16 protein-coding genes and 2 rRNA genes (1 of these 18 running past the window's edge) are annotated in these 18,249 nt (G+C 45.1%); 11 read left to right on the top strand and 7 right to left on the bottom strand.

The window, feature by feature from the left end; all coding sequences use genetic code 11:
* The first annotated feature begins 165 nt into the window (after window positions 1-165).
* Window positions 166-2,289 (top strand): ATP-binding protein, encoded by a 2,124-nt coding sequence (locus AACU32_RS05785; protein WP_096598684.1) that lies wholly within the window; start codon window positions 166-168, stop codon window positions 2,287-2,289.
* Here the strand turns inward: AACU32_RS05785 and AACU32_RS05780 are convergent.
* Window positions 2,263-2,961 (bottom strand): class I SAM-dependent methyltransferase, encoded by a 699-nt coding sequence (locus tag AACU32_RS05780; protein ID WP_339377548.1) that lies wholly within the window; start codon window positions 2,959-2,961, stop codon window positions 2,263-2,265. The genes AACU32_RS05785 and AACU32_RS05780 overlap by 27 nt on opposite strands.
* A 136-nt stretch (window positions 2,962-3,097) precedes the next feature.
* Window positions 3,098-3,790, bottom strand: coding sequence for a choice-of-anchor Y domain-containing protein (locus tag AACU32_RS05775; protein WP_096598680.1), 693 nt, complete (start codon window positions 3,788-3,790; stop codon window positions 3,098-3,100).
* Between the two features lie 311 nt (window positions 3,791-4,101).
* Here AACU32_RS05775 and AACU32_RS05770 point away from each other — a divergent pair, with 311 nt between their 5' ends.
* The 3 genes from AACU32_RS05770 (at window position 4,102) to AACU32_RS05760 (ending at window position 7,691) form a co-directional block, all read left to right on the top strand.
* A complete protein-coding gene (locus AACU32_RS05770; protein WP_339377547.1) occupies window positions 4,102-4,488 on the top strand; it encodes a response regulator in 387 nt (128 codons plus the stop codon).
* 281 nt (window positions 4,489-4,769) lie between these two features.
* Window positions 4,770-6,689, top strand: a complete 1,920-nt coding sequence (locus AACU32_RS05765) for a response regulator (protein WP_096598676.1) — start codon at window positions 4,770-4,772, stop codon at window positions 6,687-6,689.
* 270 nt (window positions 6,690-6,959) lie between these two features.
* Window positions 6,960-7,691 carry a phycocyanobilin:ferredoxin oxidoreductase gene (locus AACU32_RS05760; protein ID WP_096598674.1) on the top strand — a complete coding sequence of 244 codons (732 nt, stop codon included), beginning with the start codon at window positions 6,960-6,962 and terminating at the stop codon, window positions 7,689-7,691.
* A 117-nt stretch (window positions 7,692-7,808) separates the two neighbouring features.
* Here AACU32_RS05760 and AACU32_RS05755 read toward each other — a convergent pair whose 3' ends face one another.
* From AACU32_RS05755 to AACU32_RS05740, 4 genes are all read right to left on the bottom strand, one after another.
* Window positions 7,809-8,072, bottom strand: coding sequence for an AbrB/MazE/SpoVT family DNA-binding domain-containing protein (locus AACU32_RS05755; protein WP_096598672.1), 264 nt, complete (start codon window positions 8,070-8,072; stop codon window positions 7,809-7,811).
* A gap of 126 nt (window positions 8,073-8,198) precedes the next feature.
* Window positions 8,199-9,728: a tetratricopeptide repeat protein gene (locus AACU32_RS05750; protein WP_339377545.1), complete on the bottom strand. Its 1,530-nt coding sequence runs from the start codon at window positions 9,726-9,728 to the stop codon at window positions 8,199-8,201.
* 37 nt (window positions 9,729-9,765) lie between these two features.
* Entirely contained in the window at window positions 9,766-10,509 is a 744-nt protein-coding gene (locus AACU32_RS05745; RefSeq protein WP_096598668.1) for a TIR domain-containing protein, read from the bottom strand.
* Window positions 10,510-10,609: 100 nt separating this feature from the next.
* Entirely contained in the window at window positions 10,610-10,825 is a 216-nt protein-coding gene (locus AACU32_RS05740; protein ID WP_096598666.1) for a hypothetical protein, read from the bottom strand.
* A 968-nt stretch (window positions 10,826-11,793) separates the two neighbouring features.
* On the opposite strand from AACU32_RS05740, the gene AACU32_RS05735 reads away from it, so the two are divergent.
* The 5 genes from AACU32_RS05735 to AACU32_RS05715 all read left to right on the top strand — a co-directional run bounded on the left by AACU32_RS05735 (window position 11,794) and on the right by AACU32_RS05715 (window position 14,981).
* A complete protein-coding gene (locus AACU32_RS05735; RefSeq protein ID WP_096607874.1) occupies window positions 11,794-12,312 on the top strand; it encodes a phycocyanin subunit beta in 519 nt (172 codons plus the stop codon).
* Between the two features lie 70 nt (window positions 12,313-12,382).
* A complete protein-coding gene (gene cpcA, locus AACU32_RS05730) occupies window positions 12,383-12,871 on the top strand; it encodes a phycocyanin subunit alpha (RefSeq protein ID WP_096598664.1) in 489 nt (162 codons plus the stop codon).
* Between the two features lie 112 nt (window positions 12,872-12,983).
* Complete coding sequence (locus tag AACU32_RS05725; RefSeq protein ID WP_096598662.1) at window positions 12,984-13,793, top strand: phycobilisome linker polypeptide; 810 nt, start codon at window positions 12,984-12,986, stop codon at window positions 13,791-13,793.
* Window positions 13,794-13,836: 43 nt separating this feature from the next.
* Window positions 13,837-14,709 carry a phycobilisome linker polypeptide gene (locus AACU32_RS05720; RefSeq protein ID WP_096598660.1) on the top strand — a complete coding sequence of 291 codons (873 nt, stop codon included), beginning with the start codon at window positions 13,837-13,839 and terminating at the stop codon, window positions 14,707-14,709.
* A gap of 14 nt (window positions 14,710-14,723) precedes the next feature.
* Complete coding sequence (locus AACU32_RS05715) at window positions 14,724-14,981, top strand: phycobilisome linker polypeptide (protein ID WP_096598658.1); 258 nt, start codon at window positions 14,724-14,726, stop codon at window positions 14,979-14,981.
* Between the two features lie 8 nt (window positions 14,982-14,989).
* Here AACU32_RS05715 and AACU32_RS05710 read toward each other — a convergent pair whose 3' ends face one another.
* A complete protein-coding gene (locus tag AACU32_RS05710; RefSeq protein WP_339377543.1) occupies window positions 14,990-15,163 on the bottom strand; it encodes a hypothetical protein in 174 nt (57 codons plus the stop codon).
* Window positions 15,164-15,429: 266 nt separating this feature from the next.
* On the opposite strand from AACU32_RS05710, the gene AACU32_RS05705 reads away from it, so the two are divergent.
* A 16S ribosomal RNA gene (locus AACU32_RS05705) occupies window positions 15,430-16,918 on the top strand.
* A gap of 295 nt (window positions 16,919-17,213) precedes the next feature.
* A 23S ribosomal RNA gene (locus tag AACU32_RS05700) occupies window positions 17,214-18,249 on the top strand (it continues 1,793 nt past the right edge of the window).
* The 16S and 23S rRNA genes sit together here, the layout of an rRNA operon.

The raw sequence follows: 18,249 nt of genomic DNA, 5'->3' as shown, positions 1-18,249 counted from the left end.
CATCTTGCTCCCTACTGGTATTAGCGGGCTTTGGGTTCCGTACTACTCCAGGTTTCAAAATAAACGAGGTTTAAATTGTTAAATTTTCCAAAATTAACTTGAGAAAATTTGAACTTTCGACAAGTTCAGTAAAAAATGGAAATGTTCCCTTACATCTGGATGTAGGTGTCAAAACGTTCTTCAAAGCAGCACTCGCAATCGGGCGCGAAAAAATCCAAACATCAACGACGAACTCAAAAGCGTCTGATTCAAACTTTATTTAAGAACACCCATGATGCGATCGCTCTGATTGATGATGGCTTATGTATCGTAGATATGAATATTGCTGCTTGTGATTTACTAGGTCTACCGCGTCAGCAACTCAAAGGCCAAGCAATATCAACTTTCATCGCTGCGGAATTTGCTCGTCAACCAAACTCTCTTAATTTTCCACCCGGACAATCGTTGAGCGGAGAACTTTTAGTCTCATCTTCTACCCAGATTCGCCGAGAAGTAGAATATACTTTAACACCAAATGTCATTCCTCACTGTCATCTGCTGGTATTACGAGACATTAGTCAGCGACGGGAATCAATTCAGGCGGAATTACGACAGCAGCAGCAGCGGGTGGAATTGTTCTCGGAAGTGACGTTAAAAATTCGCCAGTCGTTACAACTTAAGGAAATTTTGCATACCACCGTTACAGAAGTGCAACGGATTCTCCAAGCCGATCGCGTACTAATTTATCATGTCTTGCCTGATGGGACTGGCAAAACTATCAGCGAATCGGTCTTACCAGATTATCCCACACTGATGGATCTGGAATTTCCCCAGGAAGTCTTTCCTGAAGAATATCAACAACTTTATGCTCAGGGAAGAGTCAGAGCGATCGCTGATGTCCATGATCCGGCGGCGGGTTTGGCAGATTGTTTAATCGAATTTGTCGATCAATTCCAAATCAAAGCCAAACTGATTGTACCAATTGTCCAAAATCTCAATGCCCACTCCCAAAATCAGCTGTGGGGTTTATTAATCGCCCACCAATGCAGTAGCGATCGCCATTGGGTAGATTTTGAACTGGAACTGATGCAACAATTGGCAGACCAAATCAGTATAGCCTTGTCTCAAGCCCAACTACTGGAACATTTAGAAGAAGTTGTGGCAGCCCGCACAGCTGAATTGCAGGAAGAAATCAATGTGCGGATGCAAGCAGAAGCGGCGTTGCGACAAAGTGAAGAACAATTACGATTGATTACCAATGCTTTGCCAGTATTAATTGCCTATGTGGATGAGCAACAACAATATCGCTTTAATAATCAAGCATATCGGGATTGGCTGGGGCAATCTCCCACAGAAATTTTTGGTTTCCATCTGCGTCAAGTTTGGGGAGAAGATTGCTATCACCGGATGAAAGTTTATGTAGAAACAGCTTTGTCCGGGCAAGCTGTCAACTATGAAAATGATATTGTTTTAAAAGATGGTAGTGGGCGAGCAGTTGATGTCACTTACATTCCCCATCTAGATGAGCAGAAAACCGTCAAGGGATTTTTTGCCTTGAGTAGCGATATTAGCGATCGCAAAGCCATCGAACGGATGAAAGACGAATTCATTTCTGTCATCAGCCACGAACTGCGAACTCCCCTGACATCCTTGCACAGCGCCCTGAAAATCCTTGCTACGGGGCGATTAGGCACTCTCTCCACCGAAGGGCAACAAATGCTCGGAATTGCCGATGAAAGTACTGAAAGATTGGTGCGTTTAGTTAATAACGTCCTCGATTTACAGCGCATAGAATCAGGCAAAGTTATCTTAGATTGTCAAGCCTGCAACGCTGCAAATTTGATGATCCAAGCAGCAGAAGCCATGCAAGCAATGGCACAGCAGCAAGAAATCACTTTAGTCAAACAACCACAGGATATTTTAGTTTGGGCAGATGGAGATTACATCTTACAAGCTTTAACAAATTTACTCAGTAATGCGATTAAGTTCTCATCACCAGGGGGGACGGTTTGGTTAAATGTGGAATTGGTAACTGAGGAGAATTTGCCAACTTCAAACACCCCTAAAGAAGTAGTATTTCGCGTGCGAGACGAAGGACAGGGAATTCCCGCCGATCAACTGGAAAAGATTTTTGAACGGTTTCAACAAGTAGATTCTTCCGACTCCCGCAAAAAAGGTGGTACTGGTTTAGGGCTGACTATCTGTCGCAAAATTATTGAACAACACAACGGCAGAATTTGGGCTGAGAGTACTCCAGGCTGTGGAAGTACTTTTGCTTTCACATTACCCCAGGCGTTGAAACACCATTAAATGCTGCTGCGGTAATATGTTTTTAGTTTCTAACCAAACTAAACCCACCGCTGCCATTTCTTTACGGACTTGCTTTTGTGTCATTTTGTGCAAGCGTTTAATCATAATCAAAGGATTTTCACCCCGGTATTCTACTAAAACTACTCTTCCTCCAGGTTTCAGTGCTTTGACAATTCCTTGCATCACTTCTTGCGGATAAGCAAATTCATGATAAGCATCTACCATCAAAGCTAAATCTACACTTGCTGGTGGTAGGTTGGGGTCAGTCAGGCTAGCTAAAATCGGTTCAACGTTGGTGATATTGTTCTGTTTTTTGAGAAGCTCAATAATATCCAGCATTTCTGGCTGAATATCCACAGCTAACACTTTTCCTGTGGTTAATTTCGGTGCGATGCGAAAACTCATATAGCCTGTACCAGCACCAATATCTGCTACTACATCACTGGGTTTGAGATTGAGGACATTGACTATCTTGCTTGGCTGTTCCTCCGCCTCGCGATTAGGCCTTTCTAGCCAGCCTGCGCCTAGATGTCCCATTACCTGGGCAATTTCTCTACCGATATAGTATTTTCCAATACCATCTCGGCTGTGGATAGTTCGCTGTTCGTAAATTGAAGATGTAGCTGGTGCAGCAGCTGCTGTCTGATTCAGACTAAGCAGCAAGTTCAGCATGATTACCAGGATAATTAGTAGAATATTAACCTTGATATGATTTTCCCTTCTGTCTCCTGCCATCTGCCATCTGCCTTTTACTTCAACCTGAAAAATTATACTGCCAGCGATCGCTTACAGAATAGAAAAATTTGGCTTAGTTGACTTCAACACCAACTATAGTGACTTTGGCTTTAGCAGATGTAGTATTATCGCCCAAAAATAGCAAATTAGGTATGGTGTAAGGATTTTTATTACCTAGTGGTGGAGTGAAGCCTATATATTGTCGCAGGTTACCTTGAAGAATGGGAGCGACCACTCCATTGACAAATAATTTATATTTACTATCTTTAACGGCTAGTTTATATGTTTTACCGGAAGCTTTGGTGTTATATGCCACATTTTCACCACGGCTAAAGCCGACATTCTGCGCCCAAATACTATTTTCCCAAAAACCTAATTCTATACCGTAGGGTTGCTGTTCAGTGGCTAATTTGTTGCTAACTGCGATCATGCTGAAGCCAGCGCGATTGTTGGAACTGTGGCTTTCAGAATTAATTTGCACTCGGAAAGTGATGGTATAACCTTTGCTGCGGTCTAGGGTAACCGGAGATTGGCGAAAATATCCGGCATAATTAGCATTAGTGCCGCTGGTATCAAGAATTGTGCCATTAATTGTGGCGATCGCTGATGGAACCGGAGAGATCTTACTTGCAAGATACAACCATCCTTGTTGAGCAGGTGTTTGGCTGTTTATTGATGAGCCGTTATACAATACAGCTGCACTAGCAGCGTTGGTTCCTATCAGCAACGCAAAGCTAGCAGTCACAGCAGCTAGAGATGTTTTCATAATTTTGGTCACCAAAAGTATTTTTATGGGATGACAGTAATGCTATTGAGGAAAACACGCTTCAAATTATACTAATAATTACCCTTGAATTCGGAAATCTTCGCTAATTGTAAGATATGCGATCGCGTTACATTTAAATTTCGTAACTATCTGCTTCTTTTATTATTTAAGTAACGTAAGTTGCTATTCATCCGGGAAAGGGGATTGGGGGACAAGGCAGACAACAGGAGAAGTCTGATCTGAGGCTTCCTTCTCTCTCCAGAGGAAACGCGCAAGGAACGTGGATACAAGCAAGAAATAATAAATGCCAAATGATGGAGAACCTATGCATGAAGCGGATTTTAATTATTGATGACGAAGAAACCATTCAAACCGTTGTCCAATTTGGCATCAAAATGACAGCGGGGTGGGAAGTTTTCACTGCTAGTTCTGGACAGGAAGGCATCCAAACTGCCCAAAGTGAACAACCTGATGTGATTTTGTTGGATGTAATGATGCCAGAGATGGATGGAATTGCTACCTTTAAAGAACTTCAGTCTCATTCACAAACCGAACAAATTCCAGTGATTTTTTTAACAGCCAAAGCCCAAACGGCGGAAAAGCGTCAGTTTCATGATTTGGGAGTCAGTGGTGTAATTACCAAGCCTTTTAACTCCCTGGATCTCCCAGAGCAAATTACAAGAATTCTCCATTGGTAACCGCAATGATCGCCAAAAAAGGATGAAGGATGACAAAAATTGGTATATGCCCTTTGTGTATGGAAAAGATGAGGCATTGCAGTCTTGGGTTGGAGCTAAGAGAAATTGCCGTGAATTTTTGGAGCAATTCCTGCCCATCCCCCAAAGGATAGAGTAACTTTAGATAACTCCAAAAAATAAATTATTCCCCTCAAAGCTGTCAACAGTCAACCGTCAACCGATAACAATAACTTGGAACTCCCTTATACTTCATACTTCATACTTCATACTTCATACTTCAGATGAAAATCTTGCTTGTGGAAGATGACGATCTATTAATTAAAGTCCTGACTAGAAATCTAGCAAGCCACCATTATGTTGTAGATACTGTCAAGGATGGGGAGATGGGCTGGACATACGGCTCCACCTTTGAGTATGACTTGATCGTCCTAGATATCATGCTGCCAAAGTTGGATGGTATCAGTTTATGCAAGCGTTTCCGCACACAGGGATACACCCAACCGATATTATTACTCACGGCTCAAGATACGATTACCGCCAAAGTCCAGGGATTGGATGCAGGCGCAGATGACTATGTGGTAAAACCTTTCGATCCCATAGAACTGATCGCCAGGATTCGGGCATTAGTGAGGCGCGGAAGTAATAATCCTTTTCCCTTGCTCACCTGGGGTGATTTACTCCTCAACCCTAGTACTTGTGAAGTCACCTATAATGGTCGTCCCCTGAACCTGACAACAATGGAATATGATTTGCTAGAACTACTGCTGCGCGACTGTCAGCATGTGTTTAGCACTGAAGAACTTTTAGACCGATTATGGTCTTCAGAAGATTTTCCCTCGGAGGCTACGGTACGTTCCCATATCCGACGGGTGCGGCACAAGCTGGTTGCTGCCGGTGCGCCCCAAGATTTCATTGCTACCATGCATGGACGGGGCTACTACCTAAAAGCACCGAATACGGAAGAAGGAACTGTACTATCTACAACATCTCAAGAGAATAATTCTCCTAATGCCTCTGGTAGGTTTAAAGATACCCAAAGCGATGCACCACTGCATCAGCCGCCAACCGAATCTCAACAACAATACCTTGCTTTCCTCAACGAGACTTGGACAACGACTAAACCAAAAAGTCTCGATCAGATGACGATTTTGTTACAAACTGTCAGAGACTTACAAACTAATCAACTCACACCTCAAAAACAAGCACAGGCGCAACAACTGGCTCACAAACTAGCAGGTACTTTGGGAGTCTTTGGGTTAACCAAAACAATGCACGTCGCCCGTCAATTGGAGTATTGGTTGGGTGGTCGAGAGCCATTGCAACCGAAACATGCACCCTTGATGAAAACACTGGTGACAGCTCTCCAGCAAGAAATAGATGATACCACACTCATCCAAATGTCCCAAGTTCCCAATGGGCAATCGCCTTTGTTGCTGCTTGTGAGTTTGGACACCGAGTTTAACAAATCCCTAGAGGCTGTAGCAGTAAGTCGGGGAATTCGCCTAGAGATTGCTCAAACCTTGATCGCAACTGAGCCTTATTGGGATGTTTTAGCTCAAGATCCTGATGTTATCATGTTACGCTTACCCCCAATTCCAGCCAATGCTGCTACCTCCGAGGAAAGTAAATATTGGGAGACATTGCAGACATTGACACAGCGTTACCCAGATTTGCCAATTGTCGTTATGGGCGATCGCGGTGACTTGAGCGATCGCCTGGAGGTGATGCGCCGGGGTGGTAAACTTTTTTTAACAGCACCAACTCCACCAGAGCAAGTGATTGATGCTGTAGTCAATCTATTACGAGATCCGCAAATTTCCCACAAGGTAATGATCCTTGATGACGATCAAGATTGGTTACGCACTCTCCCCACCTTACTGAAACCTTGGGGATTTAAAGTCACAACCCTTGCCGATCCGCAACAATTTTGGACAGTACTGCAAGCAGTCACTCCCGATGCCCTAGTCTTAGATGTAAATATGCCACATATCAACGGCTTTGAACTCTGCCAAATTCTCCGCAGTGACCCCCAGTGGCAGCGTTTGCCAGTATTATTCTTGAGTGTGCTGACAGACTCCGAAAGCACAAATCAAGCGTTTACCGTCGGTGCAGATGATTATCTGTGTAAGCCAGTTAAAGGAGTCGAACTAGCTAACCGGATTCTGCGGCGGTTACAACGAGTAAAAGCATGGGCAAGTTGATTTATCAATCTTATCCCCGGATTGCACACATTTTGCACAAAATATCAGGCAAGCTAGGTATTGATATTCTACGTTCTCATCCCCCAGTTTCGCCTCGCTTAACTTAGGGATAGGAGAGTGGGTAGTTGTTTGCAAAACCAACGCATGGGAAAATACTTTTGGTCGCTGACTCCCCTCAATGACGATCAGACCCGTTGAGAGACTAAGGCAGAGATCGGGGTAGAGAACTGTAAGCTAATACTTATTCACCTATTGTCATTCCTGATTATTATGCAAACATCGATAAGAAGCCGTCAGCATTCTCTAATCCACAGATTGGCGGATTCCATTGAAGAAATTTGGCATCAGCACCTGGATCTCTCCCCTTACTCTGTCCCAGAAGGTTTAGGCTACGTTGAGGGACACCTGGAAGGCGAACGGCTAATCATAGAAAATCATTGCTACCAGACTCCGCAATTTCGCAAACTGCATTTAGAATTAGCTCAGGTCGGCAATGGCTTAGATATTCTGCACTGTGTAATGTTCCCCAATCCTGAATATGCCATTCCCATCTTTGGTACAGATTTGGTTGGCGGGCGAGGAGGAGCAATTAGTGCAGCGATCGCGGATTTGTCTCCAGTCAGTAGCGATCGCACTCTCCCACCACGCTATTATCAAGAATTGTCTGTTTTATCTCGGCTAGAATTTTCCCAACCACGAACTTTACCAGCTTGGGGTGATATCTTTTCAGACTTTTGTCTGTTTGTGCGTCCCGAAAACCCTCAAGAAGAAGATCGGTTTCTCAATCGCGTCCGGGAATTTTTAACGATCCATTGTCAAATTGCTAGTACAGAAACACCTTTAACATCAAATTTGGATATTTCCAAGGTTTTGGCAGGACAACGCAATTACTGTACAAAGCAGCAACAGAATGATAAAACCCGGCGAGTTCTAGAGAAATCCTTTGGTACAGAATGGGCAGATCGCTACATGAACACCATGCTTTTTGACTATGTAGCTTGAAATTATACTTAGTAAAGTTTTGTAATACCAGGAAAGCGATGCCAGCGGCAAGGGGTTTACCCAACGCAATCCTGGTAATATTGCTTTGTGGAATTACAGCAGTTTTTACTTCTATGCTCATGATTGAGCTTCTTTGCGGCGTTCTTGAATCAGTTCGTCAGCAAGGCTGATCCCTGGAGCGATGTCTTTGTAGATTCCTTGCAAGTTTTGGATTTGAGTCTTTAAACTAGCTAAACGCAAGCTGCCATCTGGTTCCAGAGTGAGAATGAGTTTTTCCCCTGGTTGCAGGTTGAGATGGTGACGAATTGATTCAGGAATAACGAGATTTCCCTGCTCTCCCAGTTCAATGGTTTGTTGTTGTGGCGCTGGTGTAAAAGGCATTGCTGTCACCAATTAGCTGTTGTTTAGATCATAGCGATCGCTATCGACTTTTGTCTAAATTTACATTCCAAGATGCAACAAGCGTCGAGTTCAGAACCTCAACGATGAAAGTTTAATGAGAATATTCTACTTATCAAATAACTTTTTCCAGATACCCACTCCCAGTTTTGCAATCCCTTCCTTCAGTTTCCCTTGCTTGGAAAGCGCAATTCCCAGATTCTGGAGAGCGTATGCATCGTTTGGGTCGATTTGCAAGGCTGTTCGGTAGCTGGCGATCGCTTGTTCTAGCTTCCCTTGTTTGGAAAGCGCTAACCCCAAAAGATTGTGAGTCATTGCATTGTTTGGGTCGATTTGCAGGGCTGTTTGGTAGCTGGCGATCGCTTCTTCTAGCTTCCCTTGTTCGTACAGCAATAACCCCAGGTTATTGTGAGCGGGTGCATAGTTTGGGTCGATTTGCAGGGCTGTTTGGTAGCTAGCGATCGCTTCTTCTAGCTTCCCTTGTTCGTACAGCAATAACCCCAGGTTATTGTGAGTCATTGCATTGTTTGGGTCGATTTGCAGGGCTGTTTGGTAGCTAGCGATCGCTTCTTCTATCTTCCCTTGTTTGGAAAGCGCATTCCCCAGGTTATTGTGAGCGGGTGCATAGTTTGGGTCGATTTGCAGGGCTGTTTGGTAGCTGGCGATCGCTTGTTCTAGCTTTCCTTGATTGTACAGCGCTAACCCCAGGTTATTGTGAGCCTTTGCAGAGTTTGGGTCGATTTGCACGGCTGTTTGGTAGCTGGCGATCGCTTGTTCTAGCTTTCCTTGTTTTTCCAGCGCCGCCCCCAGGTTATTGTGAACGGTTGCATTGTTTGGGTCGATTTGCAGGGCTGTTTGGTAGCAAGCGATCGCTTGTTCTAGCTTTCCTTGGTTGTACAGCGCACTCCCCAGGTTATTGTGAGCGTATGCATAGTTTGGGTCGATTTGCAGGGCTGTTTGGTAGCTGGCGATCGCTTGTTCTAGCCTACCTAAACTGTCTAAAACAAACCCCAGTGCATTGTGAGCATACACAGAGTTAGGGTCAAGGCTGAGGGCTGCTTTGTATTTAAGGGCTGCTTCCTCGAACTTTTTACCTTCACGTAAACGATCTGCTTCGTTGATCAGGCTTGTGACTTGATATTCACGTTCTTCCAGTTCTTGTGTTGTTTGTTTGGGGGGTGAGGAATTCGAGCTAGCAACTAATCGCACCGCCTCTCGAATTCCCTTGACAACTTCTAAAAATGCTTCATCTCGGTCAGTCCAGCTTCTTATCGGTTTACGATTACTAGGCAGGGGTGACAATTTATCAATAGGAGGAGTTTCCCAATCTACATAACGCAGTAACACAGGGATTACACGAGCTTTCCCTGCCGCATTTTGTTCTAATGCTCGTGTAACTTCAACTGTCCAGTGATAATCAGAATCCATGAAATCAGGGCTGATTAGTAATAATATCAACCCAGCCTCGTTTAAATGCTCATCTATTTCGCCTTTGATTTCTTGCCCAGCGACGATTTTGCGATCGTGCCAACTTGTAATCACATTCTCCCGACGTAAAGCCGCTAAATGCTTTTCTAAATCTTGGCGCAGTTCATGATCTTTTTGGTGATAAGAAATAAAAACTTCAATAGACTTCATAGATGCCATAGTAATTGGCTAGCCGTTTAAAAATTAACTACAAAAGCTTTCGCTCGATTTCCTCAAGCTGCTGATCTAATTGCTTCAGTTCTGTTTCAGTTTCTTGAATTTGTTTTTCTAATCTAAACTTTGTCGCTGCATCTGTTTCAATCGAGTAAGCTTGGCGCAGCCGACTTAATTTTGTGCTTACCGAGTTATATTGTTGTTCTAGTGAATCCCGGTCTTGCTCTAATCGCCGACGCTGACGATCAGTTAATCCCCCACTAGTTGCAGCAGGGCTGGAAGTTGCAGGTACAGTAATTCCAACAGCCGTTGAGGAGGAGGATTTTGATTTGACCATATCTTCAGCTACTCTGCGAATCCCTTTAGTAACATCTAAAAAAGCCTCATCTTGGTCTTGCCATCTAGTTACAGGTTGGGCATTTTTAGGAAGTGCTTGCAGTTTACCAAAAGGCGCACCATTCCAGTCTGTCGGCTTCAGAATAATCGGAATTACCCGGGCTTCTTTTCTTTCATGTCGCTCCATTGCCCGTGTCATTTCTTTGTCATAGCAGTAATCTGAAGCTAGAAAGTTAGCACTTACAAGCAGCAATATGATATCTGCATCGTTAAGATTATCATCAATGGCATTTGCCCACTCACTACCAGCACTAATTTCGCGATCGTGCCAAGCTTCAATCACTCCTTGACGTTTCATCAAGCTCAGATGAGTTGCTAATTCATCGCGTAAGGCTTCGTCTTTGTGGGAGTAGGAAAAAAATACTTTAACTGCATTAGACATATTCTTGAATCTACTTCACAAAATAGCTGTGTAGGACTGTACAAAGGAATTTTCCCAAAATCAAAGCCCAAACAGAAAATATTTATTTATCTTACTGTAATCAAAGCGTCATTTGCTGCTCAGATAAATCCATCAAAATTGCTTGCAGATCTACAAACTTTACACCGACATCGCCAATTTTTATAGGCTGCGCACTACCGATAACCAGAGAATCAGGGTTTAAATGAAATACAGCGTTTTTCAGGCAAATAAAGCACATGGGTAAGAGCAGAAGAATGTTCACCTGTGTCAAATTGAGCAATAGCGGTGTTCCCATAGTTGAGCGAACTGGCGTTCAACAGTCAACAGCGCCGCACTGAGAGCTACACTCGAAGTGTCAACAGTCAACGACTTTAAAGGAATAATTTATTTTTTGGAGTTCCCTTAAGGGACTTCCAAATAAAAAAATATTCCAATCATTAACCTACCAAACCCGCAACTCGTAGGGGCGGGGTTACCCATTGGTGTCAACTTAACGTGAAACCCTTGCCTGGATATGATTTGATACAAAATCACGTACCACCAAGATCCGCGCTACCCCACCCCAGTTTTGCTGACGCAAAACGTCCCCTCCCCGTAAACGGGGAGGGGATTGAGGGGTGGGGTAAAATGCCTGTGGAATAAGCGTTTTGACTTAAGTTGACACCAATGGGGGTTACCCCGCCCCTACAATTTGGCATAATTTATTTTTTGGAGTTTCCTTAATCGAATTGTATCCAAACATTACTCAATGTAACGAAAATTTAAATCTAAAGACAAAATTAAAATAAAATAAATCCTTGATATCACAGGGTTTCAGCATTTACTTAATATTTCGTAACCAAATCTCTAAAGAGAGTAAGAAAATTGCACAAAATTTGCACAAATGGATTGCTTTAATCAGATTCAGGTTCAAAAAACCGCTGAACTCTTTACCCTGGATGGAGAAGGTTCAGTCTCTGAAAAATTGATGAGCAACTATTTCACAAACTGAGCTTATGAGTTTTAGAGAAATGGTTGTTATGGATATTCGCAGTATTGAATTGATTGATAGCTGTACCGTTAGTTAATCGTAAACGGCTAACACTTTAGGGCGGAATTTGCCCTGATTTTCAAGCAAGTTAAACTTGCGGGTTAATGTTTGCCTGTTTACTGATGATAGCGGAGCCATCTTTGGTTGAATAACTATGCCGATCCAAAATCAACATTCAGAATTTTGAACCGACTTTGAATCCACAGCATAGTAATTATTTAGGAGATGCTGGAATGCTTGACGCTTTTACCAAAGTAGTTTCCCAGGCTGATACTAGAGGCTCATACGTTAGCGATGCAGAAATCGATGCATTGAAAGATATGGTAGCTGCTGGTTCCAAGCGGATGGATGTTGTGAACCGCATTACCAGCAATGCATCTACAATCGTTGCTAATGCAGCCCGGACATTATTTGAAGAGCAACCCCAATTGATTGCTCCTGGTGGAAATGCTTACACCAACCGTCGCATGGCTGCTTGCTTGCGCGATATGGAAATCATTTTGCGCTATGTAACCTACGCTGTATTTGCAGGTGATGCTAGCGTTTTAGACGATCGCTGCTTGAACGGATTGCGTGAAACTTATTTGTCATTGGGCGTTCCTGGCGCTTCCGTAGCGACTGGTGTCAGCAAGATGAAAGAAGCGGCGATCGCGATCGCCAACGACCCCAGCGGTGTTACCCGTGGTGACTGTAGCTCCTTAATGGCTGAATTGAGCAGCTACTTTGATCGCGCTGCTGCCGCAGTAGGCTAGAACTTAGCCACTTAAATTATTTCTCATTTCTGACACACACCAATACATATTTGTTGAGAGAATAATCAGCATGAAAACACCTTTAACCGAAGCCGTCTCTACCGCAGATTCTCAAGGTCGCTTTCTCAGCTCCACAGAACTTCAAGTTGCATTTGGTCGCTTCCGTCAAGCATCTGCTAGCTTGGATGCAGCTAAAGCATTGAGCGGTAAAGCTTCTAGCCTAGCTTCTGGTGCTGCTAGTGCAGTGTACCAAAAGTTCCCCTACACCACCCAAATGCAAGGTAAGAACTTCGCTTCTGACCAACGTGGTAAAGACAAGTGTGCCCGTGACATTGGTTACTACATTCGCATCATCACCTACTGTCTAATTGCAGGCGGCACAGGTCCTCTGGATGACTATTTAATTGGTGGTTTAGCAGAAATCAACCGCACCTTTGATCTGTCTCCTAGCTGGTACGTTGAAGCTCTCAAGTACATCAAAGCTAATCATGGCTTAAGTGGCGATCCTGCTGTAGAAGCAAATTCCTACATTGACTATGCAATCAACGCCCTAAGCTAAGGGTTTACTTTTGCCCAGAACAACTAAAGGCTGTGAATGCTAGAAAACTAGTATGGACAGTTTTGTGGGGTTCTGGGCATGTTTTTTCTGATTGAAATTCAGGAGATCACTCATGACTAGTTCTCAGGCGGCCAGTCAGCTAGGATTTGAGCCATTTGCCAACACCCCTCCCACAGAATTGCGGGCAAATGGAGATGTAAAAGCAGTGATTCATGCTGCTTATCGTCAAGTGTTTGGCAATGATCACTTGATGCAAAGCGAACACCTCACAAGTGCAGAATCGCTATTGCAGCAAGGTAACATTAGTGTTCGAGATTTTGTGCGAGCGTTGGCACAATCTGAACTATATCGGCAAAAATTCTTTTACTCGACACCTCAAGTCCGCTTCATCGAATTGAACTATAAGCACTTACTTGGTCGAGCGCCTTACGATGAAGCAGAGATTGCCTACCATGTCGATCTCTATACCCAAAAAGGATACGAGGCAGAAATCAATTCTTATATTGATTCGGTGGAATATCAAGAAAACTTTGGAGAATCAATCGTTCCCTATTATCGCGGATTTGCAACTCAACCGGGACAAAAAACAGTAGGCTTCAGCCGGATGTTTCAGATCTATCGGGGGTATGCTAATAGCGATCGCGCTCAAGGGAAAAATAAATCTGCGTGGTTAACCCAGGATCTCGCTTTAAATTTAGCGACAAGCATTCAAACCCCTAACTTTGGCAAAGGACTGACTGGAACTGTCGCAGGCGATCGCGGACAGCTTTACCGAGTACGCTTCATGCAAGCAAACAGTGGACGCAATCCCCAGATCCGCCGTAGCATGAGTGAGTATTTGGTCAGTTATGACCAACTCTCGTCCACCCTGCAAAGACTAAATCAACGGGGGAGCCGGGTAGTAAATATTTCTCCTGCCTAAACCGAGCAATTTTGTCATATCAAATATATAAGGAGAGTTATTCGTGGCAATTACAAGCGCCGCATCTCGTTTGGGAACTTCGGCTTTTGACCAAACACGCCCGATTGAACTGCGTCCCAATTGGACAGCAGAAGATGCCAAGATTGTGATTGGGGCAGTTTATCGTCAGGTATTAGGCAACGATCACCTAATGCAATCAGAACGTCTTACCAGCCTGGAGTCTCTGCTAACCAATGGTCAACTGACTGTCCGGGATTTTGTGCGGGCGGTTGCTAAATCCGATTTATACAAAACCAAATTCCTTTACCCTAATTTTCACACGCGGGTAATTGAATTGAACTGCAAACATCTGCTGGGACGCGCTCCCTACGATGAGTCGGAAGTGATAGAGCATCTCGATCGCTACCAAAATCAAGGTTATGAAGCAGACATCGATTCTTATATCGACTCAGCTGAATATGATGCCTACTTTGGGGATGCGATCGTTCCCTACTACCGTGACTTAGTCACCACAGGAGTTGGTCAGAGAACAGTTGGTTTCACTCGCATGTTCCGCCTTTATCGTGGCTATGCTAATAGCGATCGCTCCCAGCTAGCAGGTAGTAGTTCTCGTTTAGCAGCTGACTTAGCGAAAAACAGCGCCTCTGCGATTATCGCTCCTTCCGGTGGTTCTCAAGGTTTCTCATACTTAGCTGCCAAGCAGGGGACTTCACCGAGCCGCACCTTTGGCAGATCCTCCACAGGCTCTACCTCCCGTCTCTACCGCATTGAAGTTACCAGTATCAGTTTGCCCAGATATCCAAAAGTTCGTCGTAGCAATAAAGAGTTCATCGTCCCCTACGAACAGCTGTCTAATACCCTTCAGCAAATTAATAAGCTGGGCGGTAAAGTAGCCAGCATCACCTTGGCACAATAGGAGATAGAACCATCATGTTGGGACAATCTGCATTGACCAGAGGGTCAAGTTCAAGCTCAGACAATCGCGTGTTTGTCTATGAAGTCGAAGGATTACGTCAGAACGACCAAACCGATAACAATCGCTATCAGATTCGCAATAGCAGCACCATTCTGATTCAAGTCCCTTACAACCGCATGAATGATGAGATGCGACGCATCGCCCGCTTAGGCGGAAAGATTGTTGGCATCCGTCCTGCGAGTGAAGTTTCTGAATCAGCATCAGAAAGCTGACAGCCATACTATGTGATATTTGAATTTGCGGGCGTGGAAAATTTCCATTTTCCACGCCCGTTTTGTTTATAGACATCAGGCATTTCTCTAAAATCTGACGACACCTCAATCTCTGCCGCCTGATTTTTTGTCTCCGTTTGCATAATAATTGGGATTACAAGCCGCGAAATAGCTGTATCCATAGGCGATGCCAACCTTCGCCAAAATTTTCCCAAAAATTTTTGAGCAAACCCCTTGACGAAACCAGAAAGGACTTGCTAACTTAAATAAGTGCCCAGGCGAGATAAAGCCGAAGCAACCGAACCGAGAAAAACAAATACTTTGAAAGCTTAAGAAAAAACCAATCCTCGTCAATAGGTTTTTTGAGAAATCTCAAAATTTAACCAAAAATTATAGCAGGATTTCCGAAAGCGAAAGCGAATTTCGGAAAGGCAAACTCAATTGAAACAAAATGGAGAGTTTGATCCTGGCTCAGGATGAACGCTGGCGGTATGCTTAACACATGCAAGTCGAACGGTCTCTTCGGAGATAGTGGCGGACGGGTGAGTAACGCGTGAGAATCTAGCTTCAGGTCGGGGACAACCACTGGAAACGGTGGCTAATACCGGATGTGCCGAGAGGTGAAAGGCTTGCTGCCTGAAGATGAGCTCGCGTCTGATTAGCTAGTAGGTGTGGTAAGAGCGCACCTAGGCGACGATCAGTAGCTGGTCTGAGAGGATGATCAGCCACACTGGGACTGAGACACGGCCCAGACTCCTACGGGAGGCAGCAGTGGGGAATTTTCCGCAATGGGCGAAAGCCTGACGGAGCAATACCGCGTGAGGGAGGAAGGCTCTTGGGTTGTAAACCTCTTTTCTCAGGGAAGAACACAATGACGGTACCTGAGGAATCAGCATCGGCTAACTCCGTGCCAGCAGCCGCGGTAATACGGAGGATGCAAGCGTTATCCGGAATGATTGGGCGTAAAGCGTCCGCAGGTGGCTATGTAAGTCTGCTGTTAAAGAGCAAGGCTCAACCTTGTAAAAGCAGTGGAAACTACATGGCTAGAGTGCGTTCGGGGCAGAGGGAATTCCTGGTGTAGCGGTGAAATGCGTAGAGATCAGGAAGAACACCGGTGGCGAAAGCGCTCTGCTAGGCCGCAACTGACACTGAGGGACGAAAGCTAGGGGAGCGAATGGGATTAGATACCCCAGTAGTCCTAGCCGTAAACGATGGATACTAGGCGTGGCTTGTATCGACCCGAGCCGTGCCGGAGCTAACGCGTTAAGTATCCCGCCTGGGGAGTACGCCGGCAACGGTGAAACTCAAAGGAATTGACGGGGGCCCGCACAAGCGGTGGAGTATGTGGTTTAATTCGATGCAACGCGAAGAACCTTACCAAGACTTGACATGTCGCGAATCCTCTTGAAAGGGAGGAGTGCCTTCGGGAGCGCGAACACAGGTGGTGCATGGCTGTCGTCAGCTCGTGTCGTGAGATGTTGGGTTAAGTCCCGCAACGAGCGCAACCCTCGTTTTTAGTTGCCAGCATTAAGTTGGGCACTCTAGAGAGACTGCCGGTGACAAACCGGAGGAAGGTGGGGATGACGTCAAGTCAGCATGCCCCTTACGTCTTGGGCTACACACGTACTACAATGCTACGGACAAAGGGCAGCAAGCTAGCGATAGCAAGCAAATCTCACAAACCGTAGCTCAGTTCAGATCGGAGCTTGCAACTCAGCTCCGTGAAGTCGGAATCGCTAGTAATTGCAGGTCAGCATACTGCAGTGAATTCGTTCCCGGGCCTTGTACACACCGCCCGTCACACCATGGAAGCTGGCAACGCCCGAAGTCATTACTCCAACCATTCGTGGGGGAGGATGCCTAAGGCAGTGCTGGTGACTGGGGTGAAGTCGTAACAAGGTAGCCGTACCGGAAGGTGTGGCTGGATCACCTCCTTTTAGGGAGACCTACCCAACTCAAATATTGAAAGCAAACAGCAAATAGATAATGAGATGGTCTACTCTAGGTCGTTCGAGATTGGTAAAAGCTTTCAAAGTATTGTAAGTTCGGTTTGTCTTAGTTAAAGACGATGTGAAAAATTGGGAATAGAGACTCAGCAACCAGGTGAAAACCAGACTGCTGGGTGAAAACCAGCCAGAACCTTGAAAACTGCATAGTAACGCGAAAAAAGCAGGCAGACACAGACATTAAAGAAGTGAATGTGTTTGCAGTGGTGAAGACCAAATGAATTGTGGTCAAGCTAATAAGGGCTGATGGTGGATACCTAGGCACACAGAGGCGAAGAAGGACGTGGTTACCGACGAAATGCTCCGGGGAGTTGGAAGCAGACATTGATCCGGAGATGTCCGAATGGGGCAACCCTAAATACTACCTGCTGAATATATAGGCAGGAAAGAGCCAACCCAGCGAATTGAAACATCTTAGTAGCTGGAGGAAGAGAAATCAAAAGAGATTCCCTGTGTAGTGGTGAGCGAAAGGGGAAAAGCCTAAACCAAAGGGTTTACCTTTTGGGGTTGTGGGAAAGCAATAACGAATCTAGCGGTTAGACGAAGCAGCTAAATACTGCACCAAAGAAGGTGAAAGTCCTGTAGTCGAAAACTTAAGGATAGTAGCTTCATCCCGAGTAGCATGGGGCACGAGGAATCCCATGTGAATCAGCGAGGACCATCTCGTAAGGCTAAATACTACTGTGTGACCGATAGTGAACAAGTACCGCGAGGGAAAGGTGAAAAGAACCCCGGAAGGGGAGTGAAATAGAACATGAAACCGTCAGCCTACAAGCAGTGGGAGTCCGATTAAACGGATGACCGCGTGCCTGTTGAAGAATGAGCCGGCGACTTATAGGCACTGGTAGGTTAAAGCGAGAATGCTGGAGCCAAAGGGAAACCGAGTCTGAAGAGGGCGAAAAATCAGTGTTTATAGACCCGAACCCTGGTGATCTAACCATGTCCAGGATGAAGCTTGGGTAACACCAAGTGGAGGTCCGAACCGACCGATGTTGAAAAATCGGCGGATGAGGTGTGGTTAGGGGTGAAATGCCAATCGAACCAGGAGCTAGCTGGTTCTCCCCGAAATGTGTTTAGGCGCAGCGGTAATGATTACATCTGGGGGGTAAAGCACTGTTTCGGTGCGGGCTGGGAGACCGGTACCAAATCGAGACAAACTCAGAATACCCAGAGCACACATTGCCAGTGAGACAGTGGGGGATAAGCTTCATTGTCAAGAGGGAAACAGCCCAGACCACCAGCTAAGGTCCCCAAATCATCGC

Origin of the sequence: Calothrix sp. NIES-2100 (assembly GCF_963875285.1) — a bacterium.
Taxonomy (GTDB): Bacteria; Cyanobacteriota; Cyanobacteriia; order Cyanobacteriales; family Nostocaceae; genus Aulosira.
The sequence above is the reverse complement of the archived record's forward strand: the minus strand, read 5'-3'. Positions and strand labels throughout refer to the sequence as shown.